The organism is Bradyrhizobium sp. Ken51, assembly GCF_055807435.1.
Map to the genome: position 1 here is coordinate 1 of NZ_JBVVPB010000165.1, position 278 is coordinate 278.

1 protein-coding gene is annotated in these 278 nt (G+C 53.6%); it reads right to left on the bottom strand.

Annotation, left to right across the window (positions count from 1 at the left end; translation table 11 throughout):
• Window positions 1–232 (bottom strand): hypothetical protein (locus tag AC0L27_RS41315; protein WP_473323877.1); only part of this gene is annotated, 232 nt, incomplete at its 3' end.
• Window positions 233–278: the final 46 nt, after the last annotated feature.

Below are 278 nucleotides of genomic sequence, written 5' to 3' on the forward strand. Positions count from 1 at the left end.
GCATTGCCGCCAGATCAACAACGGCAGGTACGCCGGTAAAGTCCTGCATCAGCACCCTTGCCGGGCGGTAGGCAATTTCACGGTCAGCATGGGCATTTTTCAGCCATCCTGCCAGCGCGTGGATATCCTCTTCGGTAACCGAGTTACCATCCTGCCAGCGAAGATCAGGTCGAGTTGGTCGAAAAATATGCCAAAGCGCAGGGCATGTGGCGTAACCCGGGCGATGAACCAATTTTTACCAGTACGTTAGAACTGGATATGAATGACGTTGAAGCGAG